Consider the following 23,167-nt stretch of genomic DNA (forward strand, 5'->3'; position numbering starts at 1 on the left):
GGCACTACGGGATACGCATGAAGTGTTACTCCACGTAATGCGGTGGAAAATTCAAGGAGTTGAGCCGTGAAGGAGTCCGATCCCACGACGTTGCTCACGTGTCTTCCCGTGCCCTGGCGGGAGACCGACGGCGGACCGGGAGTGATCGCCTCGTTCGCCGACCTCACCCCGGCCGCGGCCTTCGTGCGTGATGCCGCCGGCCGCTACCTGTGGGCCAACCACGCCTATGCCCACCTGTACGGCACCACGCGCGACGCAGTGATCGGCCGCCACCTCGCCGACGTCGACGCCCCCGACGACGTCGCCCGGTTCCTCGCCCTGGACCAGGAGGTCCTGACGCAGGGCAGATCCGTACGGCACAGCCTCACCTACCGGCGCTCCGACGGATCCCCCGGGCATGCCGCCGGCTACCGCTTCCCCGTCCGCTGGGGCACCGGACGCTGTGTGGCCGGCCTCTATGTCGACGTCACCGACCTCCGGATGCTGGAGCAACGGCGCCTTGCCGAGGAGGACTTACGCACCCTGCGCGACCACGGCGGCTTGCCCTGCCTGCGTCTGTCGCCGGACGGGCGGGTGGGAGAGGCGGGTACCGCGGTCGCCGAACTGCTGCGTGTCCGTCTCTGCGACCTCATCGGGTCGCCGGCCGACAGTCTGCTGGCGAGGACACCCGAGCGGAGAGCCCTGCACCGGATCTGGGACGACCTCGTCGGCGGGCGGCGCAGCAGCGCCCGTACCTGCGCCGTGCTCGTCGACGGAGACAACGGGCAGCGCCGGGCCGAGGTACATCTGAGCAGCGTGTGCCGTACGCCGTCGCGCGTCTCCGGTGTGTGGGCGGTCCTCACCCATCTCGGTCTGCGTCACGCACCACAGCCGCCGCTGACGGCGACCCAGGTGCGCATCCTCGCCCTGCTGGCCGCCGGGCGCAGCAACGCGGACATCGGGGGAACGCTGCACCTCTCGCGGCAGACGGTGGACTACCACCTGAGCCGCCTGCGCGACCTCCTGGGCGCCGCCACCCGGCCGGCCCTGGTCGCCCGTGCCTATGTGCTCGGCATTCTCTCCCCGCAGGCCTGGCCACCGCGGTCCACCGCGGCGGTACATCCACTGAGCCCGGTCTGAGCGAACAGGTGACGCGCGCGTGTACGGCCGGTGGAGACCACGGAGTACGGCGGCACGATCAGCCGGACCTTCGGCTCGGCGGTCAACGCAGCGCTCAGCAGCGCAGCGGCACCGCCGGGCCGCGGCGTTCACCGTGCCGGCGAGCCCGCGGTGTCGTCCGCCCCCTCCGCGCGCCGGCCGGGGTCGAAGTGGGCCGGGATGTGGCGGAAGAAGAAGTTGTGGATCAGCCGGGCCGAGGACTTGCTGTCGCCGAAGTACCCCTGCGCCTGGTGGAACTGGCCGGGGTCGAACAGCACGAGCCGGTTCGGCACCATCGCCAGGGAGACCAGTTCCCGCCAGTTGGCGATGTCGCCGCCGTCGGCGAGGATCTCCTGGGCGTCCGGACGGCCGCGCAGTTCGAAGAAGTGGCGCACGCCGGTACGCCGGTGGGCGTACAGGGACGTGCCGCCTCGGCACTGCTCCGCCGTGTTGAGGTAGAGCACGCCCGCCCAGCGGGCCTCGTCGACGTGGATCCGGGCACCGCGGTGCAGGTTGACCTTCCAGTCCATGGCCGAGGACATGTGCAGGTGATTGGCGATCAGTTCCTCCCGGCTCCCGGGCCCGAGCACCTCACAGATCCGGCCGATGGCCTCCTCCTCCATCCAGCGCGGCGCCGGCGCGGTGCGGTAGGCGAAGGCACTGTCGGTCCGAGGAGTGAAGGTGCGGGCCAGCGCGGCGGCCCGGGCGCGTGCGAAGTCGGCGTACACGTCGTCGACGACGACGAGGGAGGCGTGGTCGATGCCGGTGACGGTCACTGCGAGGCTCCTTCGAGGTCACGGACGACGGCCGGGCAGCCGCGGATGAAGGCCGTCACCTCCGCCACGGCCCGGCGTGAGGCGGCCTGGCAGAACCGCTCGACGTGCCCGACCGGGTACTCGCTGAGGGTCACGGGCGCCCTCGCGCTCAGCCGGTCGGCGAGGCGCCGGCCGTGCCGGGCGTCGGCCCGGGTGTCATGGGTTCCGGTCTGGATCAGCAACGGCGGCAGGGGACCGGTGGGCAACGGCAGGTGGAGCGGCGACAGCGCGGTGAGGGCGCTCAGATGGCCGGGACGGGACGGGTCGCCGAGCATGGCCGTCCAGTGCCGGCCGATACCGAGGGCGGGAAAGCCGACCAGGTCGGTGACGGGGAAACGCAGGATCCAGCCGTCGAACAACGCGGGTTCCAGCAGGACCGCGCGTGCGGCGCCGACCGCGCCCATGCTGTGCCCGAGGACGAGGAGGGGTCGGTGTGGCCCGATCTCCTGGCGCAGCAGGCGGGCCGCGTGCAGGAGGTCGTTGTAGCCGCGTTCCCCGGTGGGCACGCGATGGGCGGGGACCAGCGACCGCGTCACGGCCCGGGCCACCGTGAGCTGCCCCGCGCGGGCCAGCTCCTCCACGGCGCGTTCCATGGGCGCGTTGGCGAGGGCGGTCAGTCCTCCGTGCTCCAGCAGCAGGACGGGACCCGCCGTGCCGGACAGCTGCACGGGGAGCCGGTTGCCGTCGCCCGCCGTGCAGTACCGGGTGGTGCGGGGCACGGGCGCGGGCCAGGGGGTCGTGCGGAAGGGGCGCGGTGCCCTCTCGCGGTCCGGGAGCAGTTCCATCCGTCCGGCCGCGGTGCCGTCCGGTCGACGGGACACCCTCAGCCACAGCGCGCAGTCTGCGGCGGGCGAGGCGGTGACGTCGGGGAACGAGTCACCGGGCCGTCCCCCCGCCACCCGTCGCGGCTCCAGCGTCTCCCCGTCGATCCGGTACAGGGCCTCGGCGGCCTGAGCCCCGCGCCCGGCGACGGTCCGGACGATCACACCGTGGCGAGTGCCCCAGCACCAGGCCAGTGCCGTCCCCTCGGGGAAGGCGACCGGCTCGCCCGCGGCCGGATCCGTCTCGCCGGGCGGCAGCGCGCGCAGCACCGCTCTGGGCGTGCCGAGCGCCTCACCGTGCCACCAGCGGTCCGCGCCGAACAGCAGACGGGTCCGCGGGGTCGTCGCCGCCGGCAGTGGGGTGACGGCGGGGCGGCCCGTCGCGGGGTCGAAACGCAGCAGGCGCTGGGTCGTCGAGCCGTGCTGCGTCGACCTGACCAGGACGGCGGCGGGATCGGCCGTCGCCTCCAGGGCCACCAGGGCGCCCGGATCGTCGTCGAGCGCCACCGGCCGGTCGTGGGCGAAGGGCTCACCGGTGCGGTGCACCGCGACCCTGAGTCCCTCCACCGGCGGATCGGCCAGCCGTGCGCCCGGGGCGAAGCCCGTGTACACGAAGCCCGGACCCGTCTCGCCGCCGGTCGCCGACGGCACGCGCGCCAGGCGTACCAGGCTGGGGCGACGGGCGAGCACGAGGTCCGGCGTGCCGGGTTCCGACAGATAGCCGTAGTCGCCCCCGGGATGGCCGTACAGGACGACGGCGGGAGTGCCGTCGGCCGGGTGGACAGCCAGGGGGACCAAGCCGTCGGGTCCCTCCGGCAGGACGACCTCGTGCACCCCGGAGGCGTCCCCGCGCAGCAGCCGGGCACCCGTCTCGGTGTCCTGCCACCAGTAACCGGCCGTGCCCACGGTCACCAGCCCGTGCACGGCCACCGGTTCCTCGGGATCCGGTACGCCGCTCTCCCCGTGTGCCCGCATCCCGCTCAGCCCTGCTCGTTGGAGGCCAGCTCGTGCCGGCCGGAGGCCAGGAACAGGGCGCCCGCCACGAGGAGTGCGGCGACCAGGCAGCCCGCGACCGCCTGCGCCGGGAAGCTGTCCGCGGCGGGGGAGCGGACCAGCAGCACGCAGTACGTGAACGGGTTCACCGCCGCGAGCACCCGCATGAACGCCGGAAGGTCGTCCAGGGAGTAGAACAGGGGCGCCGTCATGACCAGCGGCAGACTGAACAGGGAGGTCATGAGGTCGCGTTTGCTGTAACTGTTGACCCCGAACCCCAGCGCACAGCCCGTCAGCACGGTCAGCAGACACACCAGCACGGCCAGGCCGGCCATCCTCAGGTCCTGGACGGGGCTGCCCCGTCCGAGCAACTGCTTCAGGACGGCGATGGCCGCGATCTGCACGGTGGCGACCAGTGTGTTCGCCGCCAGGATCGAGCCGATGTACTGCGGGAAGGACACGTCGTTGGTCCGGGCGACGGCGTACACCCCCCACTTGCGGTCGTTGGCCACGTCGCCCATGCACCAGAACAGAGCGCGGACGGCGATCACGACGAGTACGCCCGCATAGGCGAAGTCGTCGTAGGTCATGCCGTCGATGCGGGCGCCCGCGACGAGGGTGCTGAGGCCGGTGACCATGAAGAGGAAATACGCGGGGGCCTCGATGACCCGGCTGAGATGGCTGGTGCGCCAGTTCCACACGCTGAGCAGGTGGAAGCGGGCCAGCGTCAGGGAGGTCTTCACTGCTGCACCATCACACTCTCGGAGGCGGGGGTCCGTTCGGCGTAGCGCGCGAGGTACACATCGCGCAGGGACTGCTTCTCGGCGCTGAGGTCCTGCACCCGCAGCTCCGGAGGCAGCCAGGCGAGGACCGGGCGCAGACCGGTGGCCAGGGGTACCTGCACCGACAGACCGCCGCGGTCCGCCGCGGTCTCCAGGGTCCACTCCGGCGGCAGTCCGGCGGCGAGTCGGTCCGGCAGGGGCTCGGGCATGGGCTCGGCGAACACCACGCTCACCTTCATGGTGGCACCCGCCCGCCGGATGAACTCCTGGATGGGCAGGTGGGCGCGCAGCCGCCCCTCGTCGAGCAGGACGAGATCGGACGCGGCCCGCTCGACGGCGTCCAGGTCGTGCGAGGAGACCAGCACCGTGCTGCCCGCACCGGCCCGCTCGCGCAGGTGCTCCATGACGAGTTCGCCGGCCGCCGGGTCGAGACCGGCGGTCGGCTCGTCGAGCACGTAGACGGCCGCTTCGGCCACCAGGGCGCGGCCGATCTGGACGCGCTGCAGCTGTCCGCCGGAGATGTACTCGGCCTGCTGGGAACGGACCTTGTCCAGGTCGAGCAGCTCCAGCACACGGTCGACGGCGGAGACCGGAGTGCCGGTCAACCGGGCTACCAGCTCGATGTTCTGACGCACCGTCAGCGACCAGTCGACCATCGTGCGCTGCGGCGCCCACATCACCCGGCCGCGGCCGACGTCGGTGGTGACCGTGCCGGACGTGGGGCGGATCAGCCCCGAGACGATGTTCAGCAGCGTCGACTTGCCGGCGCCGTTGTGGCCCACCACGGCGAGCAGGGTCCCCGGTTCCACGGCGAAGGAGACGCCGGACAGGGCCTCCGTCCCCGTACGGTAGCGCTTGGTGATCTGATCGACGGTCAGGCTAGGCACCGAAGTACTCCTCCACAAGGTCCGCGCCCGCCTGTTCCCCGCCCTCGGCGGGCAGCGTCAGCAGGCTCCGTGCTCGGTCGGTCGCGAGCGTGCCGCCCAGCCAGGACCAGGCCCCGGCCGGCCACACGCGCGGTGTGGGCCCGCCCGGCACGAGCGTCGGCGCCGCCGCACCCGCGCGCCGTACGGCGACCAGGTGCAACGGCCCCAGCCGGCGTCCGACGGGCACCACCGCGCCCAGGCTCTCCGGCCGCGCGAGCACCACTTCACCGCTCACCGTGCAGAAGGAGCGGCGCTGTTCCAGCCCGGCCAGTGTCCCCTCGCGCATCGCCGTCAGCGTACGGCCGCGCACACCGGTCGGCGTGAGATACGGCCGGGCCGCACCGGTGGCGCGTTCGACGACGAGCAACTGGTCCGAGGCGAGGGCCCATCCGCGGGCCAGCAGCGCCAGGCCGAGGCTGGTCTTGCCGCTGTGCGGCTCGCCGAAGAAGGCCACACAGCGGCTCCCGCGCACGAGCACCGTGGCCTGCACCGCCGCGACGCTCTCGCGCATCGTCCGGAACGGCGGCAGCGGCGACGGCACCGACGACCACCGGGTGAAACGACGCTCCTCGATGAGCCGGCCGCCGGGCTCCACGCTCAACCGGAAGGACTTCGGGGCGTCGTCCTTGGCCAAGAGCGAGCGCAGGAACCCGCCGCCACCGGCGGACAGTTCCACCCGGTACCGCGCCCGCGCGCCGGGTGGTGCGCGGTGCGGGCCGAAGAAGAAGTCGAGGTCCGTGGCGTCCGCGGGGGCGCACCGGACGCGCACCACGGTGCCGAAGAAGTCGAGCAGGCGCTCGGCGTGCTCCGGGCCCCCCGCGGGGAGCGGCGGGTCAGGCGTCATGGGCGTCTCCTTCTCCCGTCAGCCGCCGGCACACGTCCAGAACGTCGTGCAGGTGCCGTTGCGGATCCCAGGTGACGCGCGAGGCGCGGCCCTCGGTCCGCGCGGTGAAGCGGTCACCGCGCACCAGATGGAGGCGCCAGGCCAGCTGGAGCGGCTGGTCGGCCGGGGCGCACCGGCCGAGCCGTTGCGGCCGCACCATCCAGGTGTCGCCCCAGCGGGTCGGCACGCGCGGGGCGTCGGCCAGCAGCGCGGCGTCCAGCCACGGCAGCAGCGGCAGGCTGCGCTCGCGGACACCCACGGGACGCCCGTAGTAGTACAGGCGTCCATGCGTCCGCCGGTCCGTCACCAGCAGGTCGTCGGAGACGAACCGCCAGCCCACCCGGAGGAGATGGACGAGGACGACCGACTTGCCGGCGCCACTGGAACCGGTGACGGCGAGCGCGTGTGCGCTGCCGTCGGGAGCGGCCAGCGCGGCCCCGTGCCCCGTGCGCACGAGGTCGCGCAGCGGGGACAGACCGAACGGCGGTACGGGCGAGGGCAACCTGGCCCGCGTCCCCCACTCCTCGTAGAGCCGCCACGGTGCGGCCGGCGTGCGCCACCAGACGCGCTTGGTCGTGGCCGTGCCGAGCGCCGCCGTGAAGGAGCCGCCCCCGTCGGTCTCCAGCCGTACGCTCACCTCCGGTTGCCGGGAGGCGTCTTGTGGCTCGAGGTGGTCGCTGAGGTAGTACCGCAGGTGGGCGGCGTCACCGGGGTCTTGGCAGAGGAAGTCCACGGTGACATCGCGGAAGCGGGCCGCCACGGCCGTGCCGGCGAGGTCAGGCATCGAGCCCCACCTCCATGCCCTGCTCCCGCTGCCAGGCCGTGAGTTCCTCGCTGATCGCGCGCCGGTCGGCCCGGTAGCCGGGCTCCTCGAAGGGCATGCCGCGCACCCGGCTGGGGATCAGGGAGCAGGCGTGTTCCCGCGGACTGAGGAGGCTGTCGAACATCCGCCAGGGGAACTCGACGGTCAGTCCCAGCTCGCCTCGCTCCTCCCACAGTCCGCTGCCGGGACGCAGCTCGCACTCGGTCAGGTACTTGGGTGCCGGGAGACCCGCCTTGCGGTGCGCGCGGATCTCGCCGAGCAGGCGCCGACGGTGGTCGGGCGTCTCCTTAGGGTGGCCGATCATCACGCCCCACACGCTGTGCATGCCGAACTCGCGGGCCGCGTACAGCATGCGGACCCCCTCCTCGACGGACTGCCGTTTGTTCATCAGGTCGAGGTGGTCGTCGAGCAGGGTCTCGATGCCGAGCTGGACGGTCACCCGGCCCAGCGCGCTGAGCCCGCGCAGCCGTTCCCGGCCGAAGTCGGGCCTGATCTCGCAGAAGACCCGGTAGTCGTGGTGTTCGCCGGAGGCGGCCACCGCCTCGGTCAGACGCGGGGGCAGCGCGGTGTCGAGGAACTGGAACCGGCGCTGCCCGTAGGCCCGCGCCAGATGGGCCATCTCGGCCAGGACGCGAGCGGGATCGTGCATCTTGAACCGGGCGTCGTAGGAGTCGTTGAAGTTGCAGAAGTCGCACCGGTCCCAGTAGCAGCCGCGGGACAGCTCCATGCTGACCACCAGCCGGTCGCGCAGCCAGGGGCGGCGCAGGCCTGCCTCGACGAGAGCGGACTGCTCCGCGTAGGCCTCCTTGAAGGTGTGGGCCCGGCCGGCGACGACGCGGCGCCGGCCGCCGAGGGCGTGGTGCACCGCGTCACCGAGGACGTCCTCGGCCTCCCCGTACACCACGACGTCCACCTCCTCATGGAGGGCGAGCACGTCGCGGGCGACCGGGTAGGAGCCGAAGTAGCCGCCGAGCACCACGCGCGGCCGGGGCATCCCCTTGTCCCGCGCGAGGCGCGCGACGCGGCGGGCCAGCAACAGGCTGGGCAGCAGCTGGAAGTGGGTGCTGGTCAGGCAGAGCACCGCGCTGCCGACGACGCGCTCGGCCAGCCGGTCGAGATAGGCGTCGAACAGGTCGCGCAGCCGTGCCTCCTCGTCGGCACCGGCGAGGAACTCCGTGCGGGCCAGTTCCGCGCGCTCGGCGCGGTGGGCGGCGGTCGGCGCCGACCAGAGGGGCAGCAGGGCCACGTCGGCGGTGAAGTGGCGGTTGGTGAACAGCTTGTACGCGCTCTCCGGCAGCCCCCGGCTGCGGGCGTAGGCGTAGAACTCCATGTGTGCCGGGAGGAACCGGGCCCGGCAGCCGAGTTGCTGGAGCCGCCGGGTGATGAGCACGGCCGGGTAGCACGTCGCGAAGGGGGTGAAGAAGGGCAGCGAGACCACGGCCACGGTCGCTGCCGGGGCGGTGCGGGCCACCGGCGTCAGCGGCAGCGGTGCGGGGCTCTGCGGCATCGGTGTCCTTTCGTGCCGACCGTCGGTGTCTGATGTGCGCGATGATGGGTGCGGGCCCGGTGCACCGGCTTGGCCCCGGTGCACCGGACCCGACCCCGGGCGGGTCAGTCCACGACGAACTGCTTGTGCAGGCCGGAGGCCATGATGGCCTCCTCGATGGTGGGCTCGAAGAAACCGTCGTCCTCGAACTCGACCTCCGCCTCGGCGGTGTTGAGCTGCTCCTCTGCCATGTGGTTCACCTCCTCTCGGCCAGTCGGTGCGGTGACCTGTCCGGCGTTTCGACGGACAGGAGCCGGGTGACCAGCAGCCGCCACACGAAGGTGCGCAGCCGCGGTGCGGATCCGGGGGCGCAGCGCGCCGTGAGCCGGGCCCAGGACACGCCCTCGTCGTCGGCGACGAGGCGGGCGACGGCGGCGCCCGAGGCGGACAGCCGCAGCCGCTGCCCGGTGATCCGCGAGGTCAGGAGGACGTCGGTGCCCTCCTGGACCAGCTGGGTGCCGGGGCCCAGGCGCAGCAGCAGCTCGCCGCTCAGCTGGCTGTCGGCCGTCAGCAGGCCCGTGCCCGGCTCGACGGGTTCGAGGCACCGGTGGTGCAGCGCGGCGTGCACCAGGGCGCGCTCGGAGGCGTCGCGGCAGACGTCGGTGGCGCTCGCGGGCAGGGCGTCCAGCAGTCTGCTCGGGAAGCTGAACAGGGCTCCTTGCCGGGGCTCGTAGAGCAGGGTCCGGTCGCCCTGGCGGAGGCGGACGACCCAGCCTTCGGCGGGGCGCAGCACCGTGCGGTCCCAGTGCGCCCCGGGGCAGGGCACACCGGGCCGGACGGCGGTGTCGTCGCCGCGCCCGCCCCGGCGGCGGTCCGCCCGCAGGAAGATGACCTCCTCGGCGGGGCGGTCCGCCGAGCCGGAGGAGCCGTTGAGAATGCGGTCGGCCCGGGCCGCGATGTCCCGGTCCTCCGCACTGCGCGGCTCCGGCAGGGGGCCGAAGTAGTCGTAGCGCAGCGCCATCTGCAGGTCCTCGCCGGGGTCCTGGTACAGCAGGCGCACCTGGTACCGGTCCGGTGCGGCGGCCACCGGGGACAGGGCGTCCAGCACGAACGGACCGATCCCGAAGGTGCTGTCCGGCACGGCGTACCGCTCGCGCGAGCGGGCCAGGGTGGCGGCCGCGAACTCCACGGTGCGCGCCGTCTGCCAGCGGGCCTCCCCCGGGAAGCCGGCGATCCCGAAGAGGTGGACGCTGATGCCGGAGGCGAGCAGCGCGTCGAGGTTGGGCGCGATCCAGGACGCCTTGATGTCCTTGCGCATCCGGTCCAGGACGTCCTGGTTGTACGACTCGAGCCCCAGGTCCAGACGGCGGCAGCCGGCGGTGTACAGCGCGTCCGTCAGCCGTCGGTCGATCGTCGGGGAGAACCGGGTCTCGCCGTACCAGCGGTAGTCGCGGTCGGCGAGCCCGCGGGACAGGGCGCGCATGCTGCGGACGGTCAGGATCTCGTCCACGAACTGGAAGTGCCGGGTGCCGTGGCGCCGGTGCAGCTCGTCCATCTCGGCGACGACGGCTTCGGGTGCCCGGATGCGGAACTTGTCGGAGGCGAAGGGGATCGCGCAGAAGGCGCACTTCCAGGCGCAGCTGCGGGAGGCGATCACCGGGAGCACCGGGCCGGGCGCCAGGTAGCCGTCGGCCAGCGGGTGGTCGGTGAAGTCGGGCACGGGCAGCTCGGCCAGCGAGGCGGTGGCGGACGGGCACCGGTGCAGCTCTGCACCGTCCGGTACGACGATGCCGGGCACGCCGTGCAGCGCCCGGCCGGCCAGCAGCCGGTCGACGAGGTCGACGAGCGACTCCTCGCCCTCGTAGCAGACGAGGGAGTCCACCAGCGTGAAGAACGGGTGTCCGGGCCACAGCCGGTCGGCGATACGGGTGACGAAGTTGCCTCCGACGGTGATGTGCACGTCGGGTCGCTCGCGCTTGATGAGACGGGCGGCGGTCAGCGCGGCGATGAGCTGGGAGTCGGCGGACACGGACAGGCCGACGACTTCGAGGTCCGGCAGAGCGCGCAGCCGGGGCACCAGGACGCTCTCGAAGACAGGAAGGTAGGGGTTGTGCACGGCGTCCGTCACGGCGTGCATGACCTGGTGGGTGGAGACGGGCCGGTGGCGCAGGTCGAAGCGGTCGAAGCTCAGCTCTGCGCCCGGGGTCAGGGCGGCGATTCCGTTCAGCACGGCGTGGCAGACGGCCGTGGCGGCACGGTAGCCGTCGATGTCCGTGACGCTCTGCGGGGAGCGCAGGAACGCGGCCGCGCGGTCCACCGACGACCGGGCCGCTTCGAACTGGTCGCGGGCGCGGGCGCCGAGCGTCTGGTCGCGGTGGGCGGCGTACTCGCCGGCTCCGTCCGGGCTGAGCAGATGGCGCATCGTCTCGGCGGACAGGTCGAGCGCGGCCGCGGCCACGTGGTGCCGGCGCAGCACGGCCAGCAGGAGGGGCACGGCAAGGTGGGGGGCGTACGGGTTCCACAGCGGTGGGTTGACCAGCAGCACCCGGGGCGAGCCGGGCTTGTCGTGCGTGGATATGGGCGTGGGCGCGTGCATGGGCTCACCTCGTCCCCGGTCCGGGGGAATCGGCAGTTCGTGTGACGGCGCGGGCATTCAGGAACGGTCGGTGTAGGTGCCTTCGCCGTTCCAACGGGCTATGCGTCCCGGTACGAAGGTTTTCCGTACCGCTTCCTCGCGCGGTGCCCAGGACTCTCCCAGAAGTCGCCGCGTCAATTCTTCGAGAGGGCTTTTCTCTGCCGGCCCGTCGGTGAGATTCATGGGTGCGGCGAGTGCGACGGCCGGGTTGGAGATGAATCTGGGACGGCCGGTGGGATTGGGTGCCGACCGGTGTGCGGTCAGCGGATGCAGGATCCAGGCGTCGCCCGCTTTTCCGGTGAGGGAAAGGTGGTCCGCCGGCGGTCCGACGTAATCGCGGGCGGGAATCTGCGCGCTGGTCAGTCCGGCCGGATGGCGGGCCAGGTGGCGCAGGATGTCCGCGGTGGCCGAGGGCGCGGCGAGGGTGGCTCCCGCGCCCTCGCCGACGTCGGACCACAGGACGAACAGCAGGAGTGCCTGTTCGGGACTGTCCGGGTGGTGCACGAAGAAGTCACCGTCCACGTGCCAGCTCTCGGACAGCTGGGTGGTACGGAAGTTGCAGATCAGAGCGTTGCTGAGGCGGACGGGCCGTTTGATCCGGCCGGCCCCGCCGAGCAGGGTGCACAGGGCCGCCCAGAGCACGGGGGCCACGTCCGCGAGGTCCGCGACGCGGCTCGGCCGCAGCGATGTGAGACCCGGCGGCACCGTGAGCCGCCCGTCCGTGGACAGCCCTTCCCGCCGCAGTGTGCTCTCGAAAAGCCCCTGGAGGCGGGATCCCGGAGCGAGATCCACGGCGTTTTTGAGGTGCACGAATCCATGCTGGATGAAAGTAGGCGCGATGTCATTCGTCAACGGAGTCCCCGTCACTTCGTTTGACTGAACGCTGAACCGAACGAGAAAAGGATGGTCAGTCCTCGACGAATCGGTGCAGCGAGGCTAGCAGCGCTCACTTCACAGCGTCCACAGCCGGGACGAGAACCGTTCGCGATCTGCAAAACAGCACAAACCAGACTTTGCGCATTCCAAACATGACGTTCTTGCTTTTTCGGTGATCGGCTCGGAGGGCTCTCGATACGGGTCTTTCGGCAGGTGGTCAGCCGGAGTACCGCTTGCCCCGCGCGCCGCGACCGGACAAGACACCACGGAATGTAAAGGGAACGCCTGAGCGTCTCACCGACGTCGGATATCACTCGTCCGAGTGAACCCGTGAGTGGGCCTGGCACTCGGCGGCCCGCATCCCCGGACCGCCGGTCTCCGCGCCGCCGCGACGCATCAGCGGGCCAGCAGACAGACCCCCGCACCGGTCGTGACGGAACAGGCGAACAGAACGCATGCGCACACGGCGTGGCGTCGGAGCAAGGTGCGACGCAGGGCGGCGTAGCGGGCCTCGTACTCGCCGCGCAGGCGCTTGGCCCGGTCGGCCGTCGCCTGGAGCGCCTGCCGTGTCAGACCCAGACGCTGTTCGGTGTAATGGCGGGTGAGGTCTTCCGCCTGCCCGGAGGTGAGCCAGGGCAGGCGTGCGCAGAGGGCTTCGGCCTCGCGCTGCGCCTGCTCCCGCTCCGCCTGCAGCAGGAGATAGCCCTCGACCTCGTTGGCGAGTGCGCCGCTCTGCCCGTCCAGCGGGGCCCCGTGGCGGCGCGGCGATGTCATCACCGGCCGCCTTCTGGCTCGGCCACGTCACGCTTGCCGACGTTCACCTCGTGTTCGGCCATGGCGATCTCGGGATGGTGCAGGTCGAACGCCGGGGACTCGCTGCGGATGCGGGGCAGCGCGACGAAGTTGTGCCGCGGCGGCGGGCAGGACGTCGCCCACTCCAGGGAGCGGCCGTAGCCCCACGGGTCGTCCACGCCGACCGGCTTGCCGTACCTGGCGGTCTTCCACACGTTGTACAGGAACGGCAGCATCGACAGACCGAGCAGGAACGAGCTGATGGTCGAGACCGTGTTCAGGGCGGTGAAGCCGTCGGCCGCCAGGTAGTCGGCGTACCGGCGCGGCATGCCCTCGGCACCCAGCCAGTGCTGGATGAGGAAGGTGCCGTGGAAGCCGACGAACAGCGTCCAGAAGGTGATCTTGCCCAGGCGCTCGTCGAGCATCTTGCCGGTGAACTTCGGCCACCAGAAATGGAAGCCGGCGAACATCGCGAAGACGACCGTGCCGAAGACCACGTAGTGGAAGTGGGCCACCACGAAGTAGGTGTCCGAGACGTGGAAGTCCATCGGCGGCGAGGCCAGGATGATGCCGGTCAGCCCGCCGAAGAGGAACGTGACGAGAAAGCCCGCCGCCCAGAGCATCGGCGTCTCGAAGGACAGACTGCCCTTCCACATCGTGCCGATCCAGTTGAAGAACTTCACACCGGTCGGGACCGCGATCAGGAAGGTCATGAAGGAGAAGAACGGCAGCAGCACACCACCGGTGACGAACATGTGGTGCGCCCACACCGTGGCCGACAGGCCGGCGATCGCGATGGTCGCGGCGACCAGGCCCATGTACCCGAAGATCGGCTTGCGGGCGAACACCGGGATGACCTCGGTGATGATGCCGAAGAACGGCAGCGCGATGATGTACACCTCTGGATGGCCGAAGAACCAGAACAGGTGCTGCCACAGCAACGGGCCGCCGTTGGCCGCGTCGTACACATGGGCGCCGAACTTGCGGTCCGCCTCCAGGGCGAACAGCGCGGCCGCCAGGACCGGGAAGGCGAGCAGGACCAGCACACCGGTCAGCAGCACGTTCCAGGTGAAGATCGGCATGCGGAACATGGTCATGCCCGGCGCGCGCATGCAGATGATCGTGGTGATGAAGTTGACGGCGCCGAGGATGGTGCCGAAGCCGGAGAAGGCCAGACCCATGATCCACATGTCGGAGCCGATGCCCGGCGAGTGTTCGGCGTCGGACAGCGGAGTGTAGGCGAACCAGCCGAAGTCGGCCGCGCCGTCCGGGGTGAGGAAGCCGGCGACCGCGATGGACGAGCCGAACAGGTACAGCCAGTAGGCGAACATGTTCAGCCGCGGGAACGCCACGTCCGGCGCGCCGATCTGCAGCGGCATGATCCAGTTCGTGAACCCGGCGAACAGGGGGGTGGCGAACATCAGCAGCATCACGGTGCCGTGCATCGTGAACGCCTGGTTGTACTGTTCGTTGGAGATGATCTGGATGCCCGGCCGGGCCAGCTCGGCGCGCATGAGCAGCGCCATCACGCCGCCGATCAGGAAGAACGCGAACGACGTCGTCAGGTACAGCGTGCCGATCGTCTTGTGGTCGGTGGTCGTCAGCCACTTCACCACCACGTTGCCGGGCTGCTTGCGCCTGACCGGCAGCTCGTTCTCGTACGAGTCCTCGGGGGACGCGGCACCGTGGGGTTCGTTGAGGATGCTCACAAGCAGGGGTCTCCCGAGACTCGCACTTCACGTCGTTCGTAAGCCGTCATCCTGGCTGTGCCAGGGGTGGGGCGCAGCCTTGAACGAGTGGAATGCCCCCTTCTGGATGACAGACGAACTCGACTGGAGCAGTCGGAGCGTGTCCTGCTTGCCGTCGGCGCCTTCGGCCGCTGACGGGGCGGCGGTCACCAGCCGGTCAGCAACAGGTGGTTGAGGAGCAGCGCGAGCACGGCCTGCGCGGTGAGCCAGGCGCGGCGCCGGGGGAGGAACGCGCAGGCCGGCAGCAGCCACAGCGCGAAGGGCAGCCAGATGCGTTCGGTCTCCGCCTTGCTCATGCCGGACAGGTCGGCGACGAGCAGCGCGAGCAGCGCGGCCGACACGAGGACCGCCAGGCGGAATCGTCCCGTCGTCCCGTCGGTGGCCCCCGGCGAGGATTCGTCGGCGCCGCGTCGGCGGAACAGTGCCCCCGCGGTCCGCCGCAGGCCGGCCGCCGTCGCCGGGCCGGTGATGAGCACGGTGCAGGCGAGGTTGGCCCAGATCCAGTAGCCGTAGGGGCGGGTGCCGCCCACCCCTTGGTAGTAGCGGGTGACCAGGAGGTGGTAGGCCTCCCACCAGTCGAAGCCGGCCAGGGCCGACACCACCGGCAGTGTGGCCACTCCGGCGAGCAGGGGCAGCAGCAGGGTGGGACGTCCCCGCAGTTCGCGCCGGCCGAGGACGAGTACCGCGGCGCCTATCAGCGCGAAGAGCGTCAGGCCGTAGGAGAGGTAGCAGGCCAGACCGAACAGCAGTCCGGAGCCGGCCGCCCAGGACAGGGACCGGCGGGTGAGCGCGAGGGCGAGCAGCGCGACCGCCCACGCGGCGACGGCCGCGAAGTAGGCGTCGGCGGACGTACCCTGCCACACGGCCGCGGGGGCCAGCACCAGGAAGGGCGCCGCCCGCCGCGCGAGCGCCTCCCCGGCCAGCGCGCGGACCGCGACCAGCACGGCCACGCACCCCGTCGCGCCCACGGTGATGCACCACATCCCGGCCCAGCCGCCGCCCCCCAGTCCCACCCGGTCGAGCAGGACGAAGGTCAGGGGGGCCGCCGGGGGATGACCGGCGACGTGAGCGGGCCAGGGGTCGGGGGTGCCGCTGACGATGTGGTGGGTGAAGTCGCGCAGCGTGGCCGGGATGTCGTGGAAGCGGTGGATGACGCGCAGGTACTCGTTGTGGCTGGTCAGCTTGCCCGCGACGCCCTGGTGCCAGCCGTCGACGAGCGCGAGCGAGAGGATCCACGCCAGCGCGGTCGCCCAGGCCGTCACGAGCAGCGCGCGCCAGGGCAGACGAGCCGCGAGGACGGGGCCGTACACCACCGCGGCCACCGCCACCGCCAAGGCCGCCGGAGTGCCGGGGCCGACATGCGGATCCCACTCGGCCAGCACCGGTGGCCAGTGCACGAACAGCGTGTGGCGCATGCCCTGGATGTGGCGGCCGATCAGTACCGCCACCGTCACGAGCAGGGCGGCGGCACCGGCGGCATACAGATCGCGGCGGAGGAAGCGGGTCACGCCCACACGCTAGGGCCGGGGCAGCGGCGGCGGGCCGCCGTAGGGACCCGACGTCAGCGTTTCGTCATCGGTCGCCGACCGCTGCCCAGGGGCTTCCCGGCCTACGGTCGAGGCATGCGCGACCATTCCCGGCTCCCCAGCTCTCCCGGCTTCTGGCGCAGCCCCCTGCGCGGCCCGGGGTTCACCTCGGTGCTCGGCCTCGTCCTGCTCGTCGGCATCACCGTGCTGTTCGTGACCGGCCTGGTGTCGTACGCCGCCTACAACCCGGGCCTGTCCCCGGTGAACGACCAGACCCCCGACAAGGGCGTCCTCGGCTTCTACCTCTTCGCCTGGCCGACCGACCCGGTATGGCTGTACCGGCTCACCCAGGGCATGCACGTCACGCTCGGCATCACCCTGATCCCCGTCCTGCTGGCCAAGCTGTGGTCGGTGGTGCCGAAGCTGTTCGCGCTGCCGCCGGCCCGCTCCGTCGCGCACGCGCTGGAGCGGATCTCACTGCTGCTACTGGTCGGCGGCGGGCTGTTCGAGTTCACGACCGGGGTGCTCAACGTCCAGCTGGACTACGTCTTCCCCGGCTCGTTCTACCCGTTGCACTTCTACGGGGCATGGGTGTTCTTCGCCGCGTTCGTGGCCCACGCGGTGCTGAAGACACCGACCGCGCTGCGCACCGTACGGCGGCGGCTGACGGCCGACACCGCCGCGGCCGGCGACCCGCCGGTCTCCCCGCACGCCCCGTCGCCACCCCCGCACGATCCGTCGGTACCCCCGCAGGACCCGTTGGTCTCCCCGCGCCCCGATCCGCCGACGGTCTCCCGGCGTGGTGCGCTGGGGCTGGTCGGCGGCGGCTCGCTGCTGCTGTTCCTGACCACCGTCGGGCAGAGCCTGGGCGGCCCCGTCCGCCGCACGGCCCTGCTCGCCCCGCACGGCACGGCCGACCCGGGCGGCGGCCCGAACGGCTTCCAGATCAACAAGACGGCCGCCTACGCCCACATCACCCCGGCCGACACCCACGAGGACTCCTGGCGGCTCGTCGTCACCGGCCGCGCCGGCACCGTCCGGCTCGGCCGCGCCGAGCTGCTCCGGCTGCCGCTGCGCAGCTCGTCGCTGCCCATCGCCTGCGTGGAGGGCTGGTCGACCACCGACCAGTGGTGGCGCGGGGTACGGCTGCGGGACCTCGCGGCGCTCGTCGGACACGACGGCGATCCGCCGGACGTGTTCGTGGAGTCACTGCAACGGCACGGCGCCTTCCGGCACGCGGCCCTGCGCGCCAACCAGGTGGCCGACCCGCGCTCCCTGCTCGCCCTGCAGGTCAACGGCGAGGACCTGTCCCCCGACCACGGCTACCCGGCACGGGTCATCGTGCCCGCCGCGCCCGGTGTGCTCAACACCAAATGGGTGGCCCGACTCACGTTCGGAGACCTGTGATGAGGCGCCGTCCTCCGCCCCTCGGCAGTCCGCTGCAGACGCTGTTGCTCGCCTGCTCCTTCGCGCTCGCCGCATACGCGGGGGTACGGCTGTTCGCCGGTGACTGGGCCGGCGTGGCGCTGTGGTTCGTGGGCGCCGCCCTGCTGCACGATCTGGTCCTGCTGCCGCTGTACGCCGTGGCGGACCGGGCGGTCGTGCGGGGTCTCGGGGCGGCCGGGCGGCGCGGCTGGACCCCGTACGTGCGGGTACCGGCCGCGCTGTCCGCCCTGCTCCTTCTCGTCTGGTTCCCGCTGATCAGCGGCATGGTGGCGGCACGCTACCGATCGGCCACCGGGCTCTCGGCGAACGGCTTCCTGACCCGCTGGCTGCTGATCAGCGCCGTACTCTTCGGCGGTTCGGCGCTGCTGCTGGCCCTGCGGGCCCGCAGGGCCGCGAAGCACCGGCCGCCGGCCTCCCACTGAGCGACGGCCCGCAGCCCGGCCCCGCGCGCGTACCCGAGCAGGGCCGGGGTACCGAGGCGGGCCCAGGGAAAGGGGGCGCCGGTGCCGCAGGAGGCGTCGACGACATCGACCACCTGGACCCGGGCGCGTTCGTCGACGTCGACCGGTACGGTCTCGACGATCAGCAGACCGTGCGGGCGCAGGATCCCGGTCACCCGCTCCAGCAGGGCGGCCGGATCCCCGCCGATGCCGATGTTGCCGTCCATGAGCAGGACGGTGTCCCAGTGGCCCTCACCGGGCAGCGGGTCGAAGACCGAGCGGCGCAGCGCCCTTCCTTCCCCACGCGCTCGCTGACCGGGCCGGGGAGACCGAAGGCGTCGCGCGGTGTGCTCGACGGCGGCGTCGCTGACGTCGATGCCGAGCACGTTCCGGCCCCGGGCGGCGAGTTCGGCCACCAGCCGGCCCGGCCCGCAGCCGACGTCGAGGACGGCACCCTCACAGCGGTCCAGGACCTCCCGGTCGACCGGATCGGCCCGGGCGCACCAGCGCTCCACCTCCAGCGGCAGCAGCCAGCCGTCCGCACGGCGCAGGAACAGCGGGCCCCGGCCGCTGCGCAGGGCGGTGGAGTACGGGTCGGCCGCCGCCCACGCGAGGCGGGCGGCGGGCGGGCTGCTCATCGCCCGGTGGCCGGCGTGCAGCGCGCCAGGCGCGCGGCGAACCGGCTGTGCGGGGCGAGGGCGGCCACGGCACGGGCGTCGGCGGCGACATCGACGTCCCGCAGCCGGGGCAGGTCCCGTACCCGCAGCCCGGCGGCGACCAGGCGCGCCCGCTGCACGGCACCGGTCACGGGCGTCGACATGGGAACGCCCCGCAGCAGTGCCGGATCGGCTGCGGCCAGCCCCAGCGCCCAGAAACCGCCGTCCTCGGCCGGGCCGAAGCACGCGTCGCAGTCCGTGAGGTCGACGGTCAGCAACTCCGGTGTCACCTGCGGGGTGTCCATGCCGATGAGGAGGGCCGGGCCGGAACAGTGCGCGAAGGCATCCGCCAGCCGCTCGTCCAGGCCGCCCGCGCACTGCGGCACCACCTCGAAGCCGGGCGGCAGCCACGGTCCGGGAGCACCGTCGAGGACGAGGACCCGCCGGGACGCGGGCGCGGCCGCCACCGCGTACAGGGTGTCGGCGAGAGCCGCCTGGGCGAGTTCCGCCGCCTCCTGCCGGCTGAACGGCGGAGTGAGCCGGGTCTTGACCCGTCCAGGACGCGGCTCCTTGGCGATGACGAGCAGCGTGGTCACCGTACGGTCCTCCCGTCGGCCGGGGCCTGGGTGGCCGGTGCTTCGGCCAGGACACGGCTCATGTCCCGTACCGCCTGCCAGGTACCCCGCCAGGTGCCCGTCACCTTCGAGGCCCCGGTACGCGGCAGATAGGGCACGTCGTGTTCGGCGACGCGCCAGCCGGCGTCGGCCGCGCGCACGACCATCTGCAGCGGGTAGCCGCTGCGCCGGTCGGTGAGGCCCAGCCCGAGCAGCGCCTCGCGGCGGGCTGCACGCAGCGGTCCGAGGTCGTGCAGACGCAGCCCGGTACGCCGGCGCAGCATCCGGGCGAGCACGAGATTGCCGGCCCGGGCGTGCGCGGGCCAGGCACCGCGGCCCTGCGGGCGCCGCCGGCCGAGGACCAGGTCGGCCTCGCCCCGCCGGACCTCGCGGACGAAGGGGACGAGCAGCGAGGGGTCCAGGGAGGCGTCGCAGTCGCAGAAGCACACGATGGCGCCGGTGGCCGCGGTCAGCCCGGCGTGGCAGGCGGCGCCGAAGCCGCGCCGCGGCTCGTGCACCACCGTCGCACCGAGAGAGCGGGCGACCTCGGCCGAGCCGTCGGTGGAACCGTTGTCGACGACGAGGGCGCGCCAGCCGGCCGGGATCCGGGCGAGCACCCATGGCAGGGCGTCGGCCTCGTTCAGGCAGGGGAGCACCACGTCGACGTCCGATGAAGTGGTCGTCACGGTTTCACCCTACGAACGGGAACCGGACATGACGGGCGCGCGCTCCTTACGAAACGCGGACGCCGCACCCGCCGGCTCCGCGACGGCAGGCGCGCGGTGCGACGCTGGGGGCATGCAACCGCCGTACGAGTCCCCCGGGGCCGAAGCCTCCGACGGGCCGGCCCGGGTCCTGGTCGTCGACGACGACCCGACCGTCGCCGAGGTCGTCACCGGATATCTCCACCGCGCCGGCTATGTCGTCGACCGCGCCGACGACGGCCCGACGGCGCTCACGCGCGCCGCGGCGCACCGGCCCGACCTCGTGGTCCTGGACCTGATGCTGCCCGGCATGGACGGTCTGGAGGTGTGCCGGCGGATACGCGACCGCGCTCCCGTACCGGTCATCATGCTCACCGCCCGCGGCGACGAGGACGACCGCATCCTGGGCCTCGAGGTCGGGGCCGACGACTACGTCACCAAGCCCTTCAGCCCCCGGGAGCTCGTCCTGCGCGTGGAGTCGGTGCTGCGCCGCAGCCGCCCCGTCGCCACCGGCCCCCAACTGGTCGGAGCGGGTCTGTCGGTCGACCTCGGGGCCCGCAGGGCCACCAAGAACGGCAGCGAACTCGCGCTCACCCTCCGCGAGTTCGACCTGCTCGCCTTCTTCCTGCGGCACCCGGGCCGGGCCTACAGCCGCGAGGACCTGATGCGGGAGGTGTGGGGCTGGGACTTCGGCGACCTGTCGACCGTCACCGTCCATGTCCGCCGACTGCGCGGCAAGGTCGAGGACGACCCGGCCCGACCCCGCCTGATCCAGACGGTGTGGGGCGTCGGCTACCGCTTCGAAGCCCGTGAGGCGGTGCGCTGACGATGCACGACACCCTCCTCATGGCCCTGTACTCCTTCGCCGGCGCCGCGGCCACCGGCCTCGCCGGAGCAGGCCTGCTGCGCCTGGTCCGACGCCGTTCGCTCACCGCATCGCTCACCGTGGTCGCGGCCGTCGGGGTCGTCGCGATGCTCGCCGGCACGCTCGCCGTCGCCTGGGCGATGTTCCTGTCCTCGCACGACCTGACCGTTGTCACCACCGTCGTCGCGATGGCGGCCGTCGTCTCGCTGGCCACCGCGCTGCTGCTCGGCCGCTGGGTCGTCGCCAGCAGCCGTGAACTCGCCGAAGCCGCCCGCCACTTCGGCGACGGCGGCGAGTTCGCCGCTCCCGTCGCCCCGGCCACCGCCGAACTGGACGCGCTCAGCCGCCAGTTGGCGGCGACCAGCGCCAAACTCGCCGAGTCCCGGGAGCGGGAGCGGGCGCTGGAGGCCTCCAGGCGTGAGCTGGTCGCCTGGATCTCGCACGACCTGCGCACCCCGCTGGCCGGACTGCGAGCCATGTCGGAGGCGCTGGAGGACGGCGTGGCCGCCGACCCCGACCGCTACCTGAAGCAGATCCGCACCGAGGTCGAACGGCTCAACGACATGGTCGGCGACCTCTTCGAACTCTCCCGCATCCACGCGGGCACCCTCCCGCTGAGCCCCTCCCGTGTCTCCGTGTACGACCTGGTCGGCGACGCGCTGGCGGGAGCCGACGCGCTCGCCCGGGAACACGGGGTACGGCTGGTCGGCGACCGCGTCGAGCCGCTGCCGGTGGAGGTGGACGGCAGGGAGATGAGCCGGGTCCTGGGCAACCTGCTGGTGAACGCGATCCGCCGGACCCCGGCCGACGGCACGGTGGCGGTCGCGGCGGAGCGCACCGAGGACGGTGTGCTGCTGTCCGTCACCGACGGCTGCGGCGGCATCCCCGAGGAGGACCTGGCGCGGGTCTTCGACACCGGCTGGCGCGGCACCGACGCCCGGACACCCCCGGCGGGCGCGGGCCTCGGCCTCGCCATCGTGCGGGGCATCGTGGAGGCACACCAGGGCCGGGCGGCCGTCCGCAACATTCCCGGCGGCTGCCGCTTCGAGGTGACCATCCCCGCCGCGCCCTGACTCACTGCCCGCGCAGCCCGGCCCGCGCGAACTCCCGCATCCCTTCTCCGAATCCGACCCGCGGCTTCCAGCCCAGCGCGGCCCGCAGCCGGGACGAGTCCGCGGTGATGTGCCGCACGTCGCCCAACCGGTACTCCCCGGTGACCACGGGGTGCGGGCCTCCGTACGCGTCGGACAGCGCCCGCGCCATCTCACCGACGGTCCGAGGCTCACCACTGCCGGTGTTGTACGCCGTGAGCACACCCGGTGCGGACTCCGCCTCCAGCGCCGCCACGTTCGCCGCGGCCACGTCCCGCACGTGCACGAAGTCCCGCCGCTGCCGCCCGTCCTCGAACACCCGGGGGGCCTCGCCGCGGGCGAGCGCCGAGCGGAAGAAGGAAGCCACACCGGCGTACGGGGTGTCGCGCGGCATCCGGGGACCGTACACGTTGTGGTACCGCAGGGACACCGCCGACCCGCCCGTGCAGCGCGCCCAGACGGCGGCCAGGTGCTCCTGGGCGAGCTTGGTGACCGCGTACACGTTCCGGGGGTCGGCCGGGGCGTCCTCACCGACCAGGCCGGGCACCAGGTCCTGCCCGCACTGCGGGCACCGCGGCTCGAAGGATCCCCCGTCGAGGTCGGCCGCGGCCCGCGGCCCGGGCCGCACGACACCGTGGCGCGGGCAGTCGTACCGCCCTTCCCCGTAGACCACCATCGAACCGGCCAGCACCAGGCGCCGCACCCCCGCCTCCGCCATGGCGGCCACCAGCACGGCCGTACCCAGGTCGTTGCGCGAGACGTACTCCGCCGCGTCGGCGACACCGTTGCCGAGCCCCACCATGGCCGCCTGGTGGCAGACGGCGTCCACACCGGACAGTGCCCCGGCGACCGCCCCCGCGTCCCGGACGTCCGCGCCGGGATCGTCCCTGACGTCGTACACGAGCGGCTCGTGCCCGCTCTCCCGCAGTGCCTCGACGACATGGGACCCGATGAACCCGGCACCGCCGGTGACCAGTACGCGCATACGGCCACGCTAGAGCGGCCCGCGCCGCGGCCCCACGCGGGCGCCCTGGGCGTCATGGCTCCGTAAGACCTGGCCGGCTCCGCGGCCCGGATCGGCGGGCCGGTGACGGCGCGCGACGCGGCG

At 72.6% G+C, this 23,167-nt stretch carries 21 protein-coding genes; 4 read left to right on the forward strand and 17 right to left on the reverse strand.

Going from position 1 to position 23,167, the window contains the following annotated elements; all coding sequences use genetic code 11:
* The first annotated feature begins 66 nt into the window (after positions 1 to 66).
* Positions 67 to 1,119 (forward strand): PAS domain-containing protein, encoded by a 1,053-nt coding sequence (locus tag ACGFRF_RS22150; RefSeq protein ID WP_393742412.1) that lies wholly within the window; start codon positions 67 to 69, stop codon positions 1,117 to 1,119.
* A gap of 128 nt (positions 1,120 to 1,247) precedes the next feature.
* On the opposite strand, the gene ACGFRF_RS22155 is transcribed toward ACGFRF_RS22150, so the two are convergent.
* The 13 genes from ACGFRF_RS22155 to ACGFRF_RS22215 all read right to left on the reverse strand — a co-directional run bounded on the left by ACGFRF_RS22155 (position 1,248) and on the right by ACGFRF_RS22215 (position 16,225).
* Positions 1,248 to 1,913: a DUF6445 family protein gene (locus ACGFRF_RS22155; RefSeq protein ID WP_393742414.1), complete on the reverse strand. Its 666-nt coding sequence runs from the start codon at positions 1,911 to 1,913 to the stop codon at positions 1,248 to 1,250.
* Positions 1,910 to 3,748: an alpha/beta hydrolase gene (locus ACGFRF_RS22160; protein WP_393742416.1), complete on the reverse strand. Its 1,839-nt coding sequence runs from the start codon at positions 3,746 to 3,748 to the stop codon at positions 1,910 to 1,912. Before ACGFRF_RS22160 ends, ACGFRF_RS22155 begins: the two co-directional genes overlap by 4 nt.
* Before the next feature lie 5 nt (positions 3,749 to 3,753).
* On the reverse strand, positions 3,754 to 4,509 hold the full coding sequence (locus ACGFRF_RS22165) for an ABC transporter permease (protein WP_393742418.1): 756 nt from the start codon (positions 4,507 to 4,509) through the stop codon (positions 3,754 to 3,756).
* Positions 4,506 to 5,435, reverse strand: coding sequence for an ABC transporter ATP-binding protein (locus ACGFRF_RS22170; protein WP_393742420.1), 930 nt, complete (start codon positions 5,433 to 5,435; stop codon positions 4,506 to 4,508). The genes ACGFRF_RS22165 and ACGFRF_RS22170 overlap by 4 nt, the downstream gene beginning before the upstream one ends.
* Positions 5,428 to 6,318 carry a hypothetical protein gene (locus ACGFRF_RS22175; protein WP_393742422.1) on the reverse strand — a complete coding sequence of 297 codons (891 nt, stop codon included), beginning with the start codon at positions 6,316 to 6,318 and terminating at the stop codon, positions 5,428 to 5,430. The genes ACGFRF_RS22170 and ACGFRF_RS22175 overlap by 8 nt, the downstream gene beginning before the upstream one ends.
* Complete coding sequence (locus tag ACGFRF_RS22180; RefSeq protein WP_393742424.1) at positions 6,308 to 7,141, reverse strand: hypothetical protein; 834 nt, start codon at positions 7,139 to 7,141, stop codon at positions 6,308 to 6,310. The genes ACGFRF_RS22175 and ACGFRF_RS22180 overlap by 11 nt, the downstream gene beginning before the upstream one ends.
* On the reverse strand, positions 7,134 to 8,687 hold the full coding sequence (locus tag ACGFRF_RS22185) for a B12-binding domain-containing radical SAM protein (protein WP_393742426.1): 1,554 nt from the start codon (positions 8,685 to 8,687) through the stop codon (positions 7,134 to 7,136). The genes ACGFRF_RS22180 and ACGFRF_RS22185 overlap by 8 nt, the downstream gene beginning before the upstream one ends.
* Positions 8,688 to 8,791: 104 nt before the next feature.
* Positions 8,792 to 8,917 (reverse strand): hypothetical protein, encoded by a 126-nt coding sequence (locus ACGFRF_RS22190; protein ID WP_262414099.1) that lies wholly within the window; start codon positions 8,915 to 8,917, stop codon positions 8,792 to 8,794.
* Between the two features lie 5 nt (positions 8,918 to 8,922).
* Positions 8,923 to 11,262 (reverse strand): B12-binding domain-containing radical SAM protein, encoded by a 2,340-nt coding sequence (locus tag ACGFRF_RS22195; protein WP_393742428.1) that lies wholly within the window; start codon positions 11,260 to 11,262, stop codon positions 8,923 to 8,925.
* Between the two features lie 57 nt (positions 11,263 to 11,319).
* Positions 11,320 to 12,111: a phytanoyl-CoA dioxygenase family protein gene (locus tag ACGFRF_RS22200; protein WP_393742430.1), complete on the reverse strand. Its 792-nt coding sequence runs from the start codon at positions 12,109 to 12,111 to the stop codon at positions 11,320 to 11,322.
* A 462-nt stretch (positions 12,112 to 12,573) separates the two neighbouring features.
* Complete coding sequence (locus ACGFRF_RS22205; RefSeq protein ID WP_393742432.1) at positions 12,574 to 12,951, reverse strand: hypothetical protein; 378 nt, start codon at positions 12,949 to 12,951, stop codon at positions 12,574 to 12,576.
* Positions 12,951 to 14,678, reverse strand: coding sequence for a cytochrome c oxidase subunit I (gene ctaD / locus ACGFRF_RS22210; protein ID WP_393742434.1), 1,728 nt, complete (start codon positions 14,676 to 14,678; stop codon positions 12,951 to 12,953). The genes ACGFRF_RS22205 and ctaD overlap by 1 nt, the downstream gene beginning before the upstream one ends.
* A 185-nt stretch (positions 14,679 to 14,863) precedes the next feature.
* Positions 14,864 to 16,225, reverse strand: coding sequence for a hypothetical protein (locus ACGFRF_RS22215; RefSeq protein WP_393742436.1), 1,362 nt, complete (start codon positions 16,223 to 16,225; stop codon positions 14,864 to 14,866).
* Between the two features lie 114 nt (positions 16,226 to 16,339).
* Between ACGFRF_RS22215 and ACGFRF_RS22220 the strand changes: the two genes are divergently transcribed.
* Positions 16,340 to 17,650: a molybdopterin-dependent oxidoreductase gene (locus ACGFRF_RS22220; RefSeq protein WP_393742438.1), complete on the forward strand. Its 1,311-nt coding sequence runs from the start codon at positions 16,340 to 16,342 to the stop codon at positions 17,648 to 17,650.
* Between the two features lie 316 nt (positions 17,651 to 17,966).
* Here ACGFRF_RS22220 and ACGFRF_RS22225 read toward each other — a convergent pair whose 3' ends face one another.
* The 3 genes from ACGFRF_RS22225 to ACGFRF_RS22235 are packed head-to-tail and all read right to left on the reverse strand — an operon-like array spanning position 17,967 to position 20,085.
* The gene (locus ACGFRF_RS22225) at positions 17,967 to 18,767 is read right to left on the reverse strand and encodes a class I SAM-dependent methyltransferase (RefSeq protein WP_393742440.1); all 801 of its coding nucleotides are present in this window, start codon (positions 18,765 to 18,767) and stop codon (positions 17,967 to 17,969) included.
* Entirely contained in the window at positions 18,764 to 19,381 is a 618-nt protein-coding gene (locus ACGFRF_RS22230) for a DUF2064 domain-containing protein (protein ID WP_393742442.1), read from the reverse strand. Before ACGFRF_RS22230 ends, ACGFRF_RS22225 begins: the two co-directional genes overlap by 4 nt.
* Positions 19,378 to 20,085: a glycosyltransferase family 2 protein gene (locus ACGFRF_RS22235; RefSeq protein ID WP_393742444.1), complete on the reverse strand. Its 708-nt coding sequence runs from the start codon at positions 20,083 to 20,085 to the stop codon at positions 19,378 to 19,380. The genes ACGFRF_RS22230 and ACGFRF_RS22235 overlap by 4 nt, the downstream gene beginning before the upstream one ends.
* A 112-nt stretch (positions 20,086 to 20,197) precedes the next feature.
* Between ACGFRF_RS22235 and ACGFRF_RS22240 the strand changes: the two genes are divergently transcribed.
* Entirely contained in the window at positions 20,198 to 20,929 is a 732-nt protein-coding gene (locus ACGFRF_RS22240) for a response regulator transcription factor (protein WP_393742446.1), read from the forward strand.
* Between the two features lie 2 nt (positions 20,930 to 20,931).
* On the forward strand, positions 20,932 to 22,041 hold the full coding sequence (locus ACGFRF_RS22245) for a sensor histidine kinase (protein WP_393742448.1): 1,110 nt from the start codon (positions 20,932 to 20,934) through the stop codon (positions 22,039 to 22,041).
* Between the two features lies 1 nt (position 22,042).
* Here the strand turns inward: ACGFRF_RS22245 and ACGFRF_RS22250 are convergent, their stop codons facing one another.
* Entirely contained in the window at positions 22,043 to 23,044 is a 1,002-nt protein-coding gene (locus ACGFRF_RS22250; protein WP_393742450.1) for an NAD-dependent epimerase/dehydratase family protein, read from the reverse strand.
* Positions 23,045 to 23,167: the final 123 nt, after the last annotated feature.

This window comes from Streptomyces sp. NPDC048521 (genome assembly GCF_043199855.1).
GTDB lineage: Bacteria > Actinomycetota > Actinomycetes > Streptomycetales > Streptomycetaceae > Streptomyces.

What these genes read in the sequence shown, in the direction of transcription:
- ACGFRF_RS22160 (WP_393742416.1), bottom strand. Translation starts at nt 3,748, where the DNA reads ATGCGGGCACACGGGGAGAGCGGCGTACCGGATCCCGAGGAACCGGTG.
- ACGFRF_RS22175 (WP_393742422.1), bottom strand. Translation starts at nt 6,318, where the DNA reads ATGACGCCTGACCCGCCGCTCCCCGCGGGGGGCCCGGAGCACGCCGAG.
- ACGFRF_RS22180 (WP_393742424.1), bottom strand. Translation starts at nt 7,141, where the DNA reads ATGCCTGACCTCGCCGGCACGGCCGTGGCGGCCCGCTTCCGCGATGTC.
- ACGFRF_RS22185 (WP_393742426.1), bottom strand. Translation starts at nt 8,687, where the DNA reads ATGCCGCAGAGCCCCGCACCGCTGCCGCTGACGCCGGTGGCCCGCACC.
- ACGFRF_RS22190 (WP_262414099.1), bottom strand. Translation starts at nt 8,917, where the DNA reads ATGGCAGAGGAGCAGCTCAACACCGCCGAGGCGGAGGTCGAGTTCGAG.
- ACGFRF_RS22195 (WP_393742428.1), bottom strand. Translation starts at nt 11,262, where the DNA reads ATGCACGCGCCCACGCCCATATCCACGCACGACAAGCCCGGCTCGCCC.
- ACGFRF_RS22205 (WP_393742432.1), bottom strand. Translation starts at nt 12,951, where the DNA reads ATGACATCGCCGCGCCGCCACGGGGCCCCGCTGGACGGGCAGAGCGGC.
- ACGFRF_RS22220 (WP_393742438.1), top strand. Translation starts at nt 16,340, where the DNA reads ATGCGCGACCATTCCCGGCTCCCCAGCTCTCCCGGCTTCTGGCGCAGC.
- ACGFRF_RS22225 (WP_393742440.1), bottom strand. Translation starts at nt 18,767, where the DNA reads ATGAGCAGCCCGCCCGCCGCCCGCCTCGCGTGGGCGGCGGCCGACCCG.
- ACGFRF_RS22240 (WP_393742446.1), top strand. Translation starts at nt 20,198, where the DNA reads ATGCAACCGCCGTACGAGTCCCCCGGGGCCGAAGCCTCCGACGGGCCG.
- ACGFRF_RS22245 (WP_393742448.1), top strand. Translation starts at nt 20,932, where the DNA reads ATGCACGACACCCTCCTCATGGCCCTGTACTCCTTCGCCGGCGCCGCG.
- ACGFRF_RS22250 (WP_393742450.1), bottom strand. Translation starts at nt 23,044, where the DNA reads ATGCGCGTACTGGTCACCGGCGGTGCCGGGTTCATCGGGTCCCATGTC.